The following is a 5807-nucleotide window of genomic DNA, read 5'->3' as shown; positions in this document are numbered from 1 at the left end:
CGGCTAAACCACAGGGCTGATGATTTCCGGTCTTATTTAATCCACGATCCTAAGCATTTGCAGAAGAGGGATTACAGCTTTGAAAACAGCATGTTTAATCCTTCAGTCATGGTGGGATGAGTCAAAACACCATCACGCAGAACGGTATACGGCATCTGAGCCTGCATCACCATCTGCACTGTTGAAATTATTTCACCTGCTGCATGACATAACAGTGAACAACCGAGAATCCGACCCGTTTCGGTATCCACGATCGCTTTCAATACTCCATCGGTCTGACCCAACGTTTTTGCTCTGGGAATCGCTGAAGCATCCAGCTTCGCGACCCGAATCGCATACCCTTGTTGCTGTGCTTCGGTTTCAGTCAGACCAACATGTGCCAGTTCTGGATCAATGAACAGACAGGAGGGAATTAAGCGATCGTTGGTGCTACGGTTGCCGCCATCAATCAAATTCGCTTTGACAATGCGGTAATCGTCAAGGGATTTATGAGTATATTGCGGTCCGCCATTGATGTCACCTAATGCCCAAATTCCCGGTACGTTAGTTTCCAGGCGATCGTTGACCACAATAAATCTGCGTGCGTCAGTCTCCACGCTAGCAGCAGCTAAATTTAAGGTATTGGCTGTTGACGCACGGCCCACAGCAACGAGTAAATATGAACCTTGAAGTTCGATTTCTCGATCGGCTACTTGAACTTGCAGTTTAGTCGCATGACCAGCGCGATCGACTCTCGATACCTTCGCGTTCAGCAGAAATTCAATTCCTTCTTGTTCTAGAAGTGTTTGAACAGCGATGGCAATATCGGGATCTTGATCTGATAAGATTTGCCCACTTTGCCCAATCACAGTAACGCGAGCGCCAAAGCGTCGAAACATTTGAGCAAACTCTAATCCAATGTAGCCACTGCCAAGCACAATCAAATGCTCTGGTAATTGTTCCAGTTCCATAATCGACTCACTGGTGAGAAAACCAGTTTCTTCCAGTCCGGGAATAGGCGGAATCAACGGTTGCGTACCCGTATTGATGAAGAATCGTTCGGCAGTTAGTAAGCGAGTTGTTCCTTCAGCTGTTGTGACTTCGACTGTTTTGGCAGCAACAAAGCGAGCTGTACCAATAATTAGATCGTGCCCTAGAGCGGTCTCTAGATTGTGCAAATTCATTTCCCGCATAGCTTGCACAACTGATCGCTTACGCTGAATGACTGCTGTTATATCAACAGTCGGTAGTGTGGTAGTGATACCATAAGCGGCACTGTATCGCACAGTGTTAGCTACTTCTGCACTTGCTACCATTGTTTTAGTCGGAATGCAGGCAACGTTGATGCATGTTCCCCCAATCATGTTTAAACTGCGTTCAACCAAAGCGGTTTTGCGTCCATCCTTAACTAGCGCGGGTGCTAGTGTTTTGCCCGCTTTGCCACCCCCAACAATGATGTCGTCGTAGTATTCAGCGTTCATTACTAACTCTCCTTCGAGTTTATGAGCGATCGCATCAATCGTTAAGCAACGGCAAATTCTAGGACAGGTCGTTTAACCTGCTGCAAATATCTTTCAAACCACTTTACGGCAGTTGTACTGGCAATCTCAAAGCCTTCTCCCTGGAAGCCGTCAAAATGCCCGCCTTTCAAGATTGTGAAAGACTTTGGCTCTATCGCATGAGCGTAGACAGCAGCAGTTAAGTCGGGAGCTGCAAGAAAGTCTTTCTCGCCTACAATTAAGCATAGCGGAGTGGGAAAGATTGCCTCTGGGTGAGGAACAGATTCGTAATAGAGACAGTGTTCAATGGATTCAAAAGTAATTCGATTTTCCCATCTTCCTTTGCTCGCGCTCTTGGTCGCTTCAGCCCAAGCAAACGCATCCGGTGTTGCAAGGAAGCAGGGTTGACCGGGTGGAGCAACTAAGGGCAAATAACTGACCTCTCCAGTTTGATACCGCTTAATCCGATCCTGGGAAAGCAGCTTCGTGAGTTCATCGAGTTGGAGCGGCGGGGTCAGGCGGCGAGAGTTGAGAAAGGCGTTCACCGCAGGCATTTGCGCCACGACCGCTTTCACGCGCGGATCGAAGGCAGCTAGATGCAGCACATGACCACCGCTGTAGGAGAAGCCCCACAGTCCGATGCGATCGGGATCAACTTCGCTTTGGATCTGAGTCCAGGTGATAGCGTTGCGATAGTCTTCTTGCTGCTCGGCAGGAAGCACTTGCCCACGAGGTTCTCCTTCACTGGCACCTAGGTAGCGAAAATCGAACAGTGTGACGGCGAAACCAGCTTGAACGAAGCGTTCAGCAAATTGCGGCAAACCCATCTCTTTGATCAAGCCAATTCCATGAGCCATAACAATTGCTGGATAACGATCGCCGGATGCAGCTTTATCTGGACTGTAAAACGTGACGGAACACTTTAGACCTTTACTATCGAAACTGGTGGTTCTTACTTGCATAGGTGAAATCAGGATAAGTTTGTAGTTTTGAAGAGTTATTTACAGTAGGGCTTGATGGATCAAAGGTGCTATAACCGCGATATTCCCAACTAAGTTATCGGAGAGAGAAAATCTTTGTTTTAAGTAATTGGGATTGTTGTAACTCAGCCACACTTTGCCGTCAGTTGTTTCCCATGCCAGTACCTTTAAGGGCAAATCCAGGGCGATCGTGGGTTCTGCAACCATCAACGGTGTTCCAGCTTTAGGATTGCCAAACAGCAACAATTGCGTCGGACGCAGACTTAATCCAACCTTTTCAGCTTCAACCTGTTGATCAATACGGGCAAAAATCGTGATGCCTTTTGCCTGAAGGAGGGCTTCTAAGCGATTCATTGTTTCAGTCACAGAGTAGGGGCTAGGCTGGCTAATGATGCCGTTAGTTGCAGTCATGACAGCGAACTCCTCAATGATTTTGCCAAGTATTTTTGGGACGCTTTAGATCTGCGCCATACCACCGTCAACAAACAATTTGATGCCGTTGACAAAGCTGCTATTGTCTGATGCGGGGAAGTTTCATTTAATCGATCGCAGAGGCTGAGGGAAGAATGGTCAGACCGTATTGGGGAGCCAGAGCGATCGTTTTCTGGATATCTGCATCTGTGACCGGGGGTGGCAGTACGGTTAGATCATCAGCCGGAGTGCCAATCTCCATGAAAAACTGTTCCAGTCCAGCAGGCGTGACCCAGCACAGCATGATGGCAGGTTGACTGCTGACGTTCGCAAACAGGTGAGTTTTTCCTCTGGTCGAGTAAATAAAAGTTCCAGGGGTTGTTGCCACAAGAGTTTGACCATCAATTTGAAACTGAATTTCTCCCGATTGCACCAAAAAAGATTCATCTTCGCGGCTGTGGATGTGGGGAGGTGAACCAATTTGGGGATAGACAATCATCTCCATCAGCGAATACGTTCCATTCGTATCGTTGCTCACGGTCTTAAAGGTATACAAATCACCCAATACCCAGTAAGACGTTCCCTGACCCGGTTGTAACAAAACACCTTCTGATTCATTTGAGTCGTAATATGACTGTTGTTTCATACTGTGGGAGTTACTGAACCTGAGCCACTGTAACGGGCAAATCTCCAGGCGCGCCCAGAATTTCGTCACCAATTTCGGCAGAGATGCGATCGAACACCGCTATATCCGATGGTTCATTTTCGTTCGATGTCCCTGCTGCTTCAATCAACCGAGCAAAAGCACTGGGCGCAGCAATAATCAACCCACGAGCTGGCTGATCGCTGAGTGCAGCAACAACATGAGGTGTACCGATCGGAATCAGGAAGCTTTCACCCGCGTTTAGTACCATCTTGTTCTCCCCTGCCCAGACGGTGAATTCCCCTTCCAGCACATAGAGTTGTTCGGAATAGCGCGTGTGGCGATGGGGAGGAGTTTGTGAGCCGGGTGGGAAGTAACCCTCAATTAGATCATACTTGCCTCCCGTTGTGGTGTGATCCGCAACGATGGTGAGTTGAGAACCAAAAAACCAGAATGATTGCGTCATGAAATTGCTCCTATTGATGAATGAGTAGTTTCGTGAATGTTGAAGCTTCCGATTTAGATAAAGAAAGCGTTCATAGCATCAACATCTGAGAGAAACGTTTCGATCGCAGCGATTTTGCCATCCTTGAGCCGACAAACTGTAGCTAGATGCTCGTCGAGTATCCGCTCATCTTGTTGTGCCGTATTGTGCAAGGACAGCGCTACATTGTCTCGGCTAACAAGAATATGCAGCAGCTCGAAGTTCAGCCCATAGCCTGCAATTTTGCGGGCGAGATCGACCACTGCATCGGCTCCGTTAGCGGTGCCTGAGATTGTATTGTCACCTGGTAGTGTCCACTGTGCGTCGTCTGTAAAGAGAACACGGATTGCACTCCAGTCACGAGCAACAAGTGCTGCGTGGAAACGACGAGCGATGTCGAGTTGGGCATGGTGGTCGGACATTGGTGCAACAACTCCTGGTTGAGAACGTGTTGGCATAGTCATGATCGTGATTCTCCTGCTCTATTTGTTGTTTATTCTCAGCGGCGAATGAGTGCTTACCAGCCACGTTCGCGAAGCGTGAACTTTGCTCAATCGCCAACAGTTGTTTCAGGTCTGTTTCAAATGTTGCTTCTTATTGCTGGAATAGCTTAGAAAACTCAATGAATTGCATTAACGATGGTTGCCATCAACTGTTTCATGTCCCACCGATTGGTATAACGAATTCCATTAATAAACAAAGCTGGAGCAGACGTTACTCCACTTTGGTGTCCACTTTCAATATCTGCATTGATGAGATCGACATACACTCCCCTAGATAAATCTTGCAAAAATCGGTACATATCAAGTCCTAAATGATTGGCATACTCCACCAGATAACCGTTTCCTAGCTCTTGCTGATGGATGAACAGCAACTCGTGCATCTGCCAAAACTGACTCTGAATAGCCGCCGCCTCAGCCGCCTCAGCCGCACGTTGAGCCTGAGCATGGATCTGACGCTGGGGAAAATGCCGAAAGATGAAGCGTAGGTAATTCTCTCCAAACGAAACAATAAACTCTTGTTGAATGGCTCTAATCAGTTGGTAAATATCTGCACTTTGAGGAGATTGATAATCTCCGTACATCACCAACACCACCACGGCATTCAACACCCCTTGCCTATGATCTTGTAGTGACGGTGGAACGAATAACGAAATGGGATCACGATCGTCAGACACTGATGTCTCCAAGAAAAAGTACGCTGATCGCAACCAATCGCCTACAACCCTCCTGCTGTAACCTACGTCAAGTAACCTTCAATCCTACAACTCGGTTGCTTTGCTACCCTTGTTAGCATGAGTTCACTATAGGCAATTGCCTCTCGGTTTTCGTCCGCTTAGAGTTGGAACTTTTCCACCATCATCGGATCAACCAATCATTCCATCTCAACATTGAGGTCTAGATACACCTCAAGTTGGAACCTAAACTCAAACTTGAGCACAACTCACAAACTCACAAGTCCACGCTTCACTGCAATAATCACAGCTTGAGTGCGATCGTTGACTCCCAACTTACTCAAGATACGATTGACATGAGACCTAACGGGGTTGTGTCGCAAAAACGGGTCAATGGTAAGGTAGGACAAGCCCAACTCCACTGACTCGTTCTCCGGTATTGTCAACTTAACCGGAGATGTTCAAAATTAAGCACAACAATCCCTCAATCATCAGGTTCGCTCAATTTTACGCAGCAGTTTTCAAGCAAGCGACTTCTCGCCAATCTTCAAATCGTTGGCACAGTTCTTGGCGATGTCGGGGGGCAGTCAGTTGATGTTGCTTGGGATGAAAGTGTCCTCGAATCGGTTCAAATGCG

The 5807-nt window shown here is 47.5% G+C and carries 8 protein-coding genes; all 8 read right to left on the bottom strand.

All coding sequences use genetic code 11. The features are described from left to right. Nucleotides 1-71: 71 nt before the first annotated feature. Complete coding sequence (locus tag AC5JLB_RS11530) at nucleotides 72-1460, bottom strand: mercuric reductase (RefSeq protein WP_495873977.1); 1389 nt, start codon at nucleotides 1458-1460, stop codon at nucleotides 72-74. 41 nt (nucleotides 1461-1501) lie between these two features. After that, complete coding sequence (locus AC5JLB_RS11525; protein ID WP_495873976.1) at nucleotides 1502-2440, bottom strand: alpha/beta hydrolase; 939 nt, start codon at nucleotides 2438-2440, stop codon at nucleotides 1502-1504. A 39-nt stretch (nucleotides 2441-2479) separates the two neighbouring features. Then, a complete protein-coding gene (locus AC5JLB_RS11520; RefSeq protein ID WP_495873975.1) occupies nucleotides 2480-2869 on the bottom strand; it encodes a DUF302 domain-containing protein in 390 nt (129 codons plus the stop codon). Nucleotides 2870-2996: 127 nt separating this feature from the next. Then, complete coding sequence (locus AC5JLB_RS11515) at nucleotides 2997-3515, bottom strand: cupin domain-containing protein (protein WP_495873974.1); 519 nt, start codon at nucleotides 3513-3515, stop codon at nucleotides 2997-2999. A gap of 10 nt (nucleotides 3516-3525) precedes the next feature. Beyond that, on the bottom strand, nucleotides 3526-3978 hold the full coding sequence (locus tag AC5JLB_RS11510; RefSeq protein ID WP_495873973.1) for a cupin domain-containing protein: 453 nt from the start codon (nucleotides 3976-3978) through the stop codon (nucleotides 3526-3528). 53 nt (nucleotides 3979-4031) lie between these two features. Beyond that, nucleotides 4032-4460 carry a nuclear transport factor 2 family protein gene (locus AC5JLB_RS11505; RefSeq protein ID WP_495873972.1) on the bottom strand — a complete coding sequence of 143 codons (429 nt, stop codon included), beginning with the start codon at nucleotides 4458-4460 and terminating at the stop codon, nucleotides 4032-4034. Between the two features lie 155 nt (nucleotides 4461-4615). Continuing rightward, nucleotides 4616-5173, bottom strand: a complete 558-nt coding sequence (locus tag AC5JLB_RS11500) for a DsbA family protein (protein ID WP_495873971.1) — start codon at nucleotides 5171-5173, stop codon at nucleotides 4616-4618. A gap of 266 nt (nucleotides 5174-5439) precedes the next feature. Then, complete coding sequence (locus AC5JLB_RS11495; protein ID WP_495873970.1) at nucleotides 5440-5580, bottom strand: hypothetical protein; 141 nt, start codon at nucleotides 5578-5580, stop codon at nucleotides 5440-5442. Between the last annotated feature and the right edge of the window lie 227 nt (nucleotides 5581-5807).

This window comes from Myxacorys chilensis (assembly GCF_059505265.1).
Note: the sequence above shows the minus strand (reverse complement) of the source record. Positions and strands in the feature narration are given on the sequence as shown.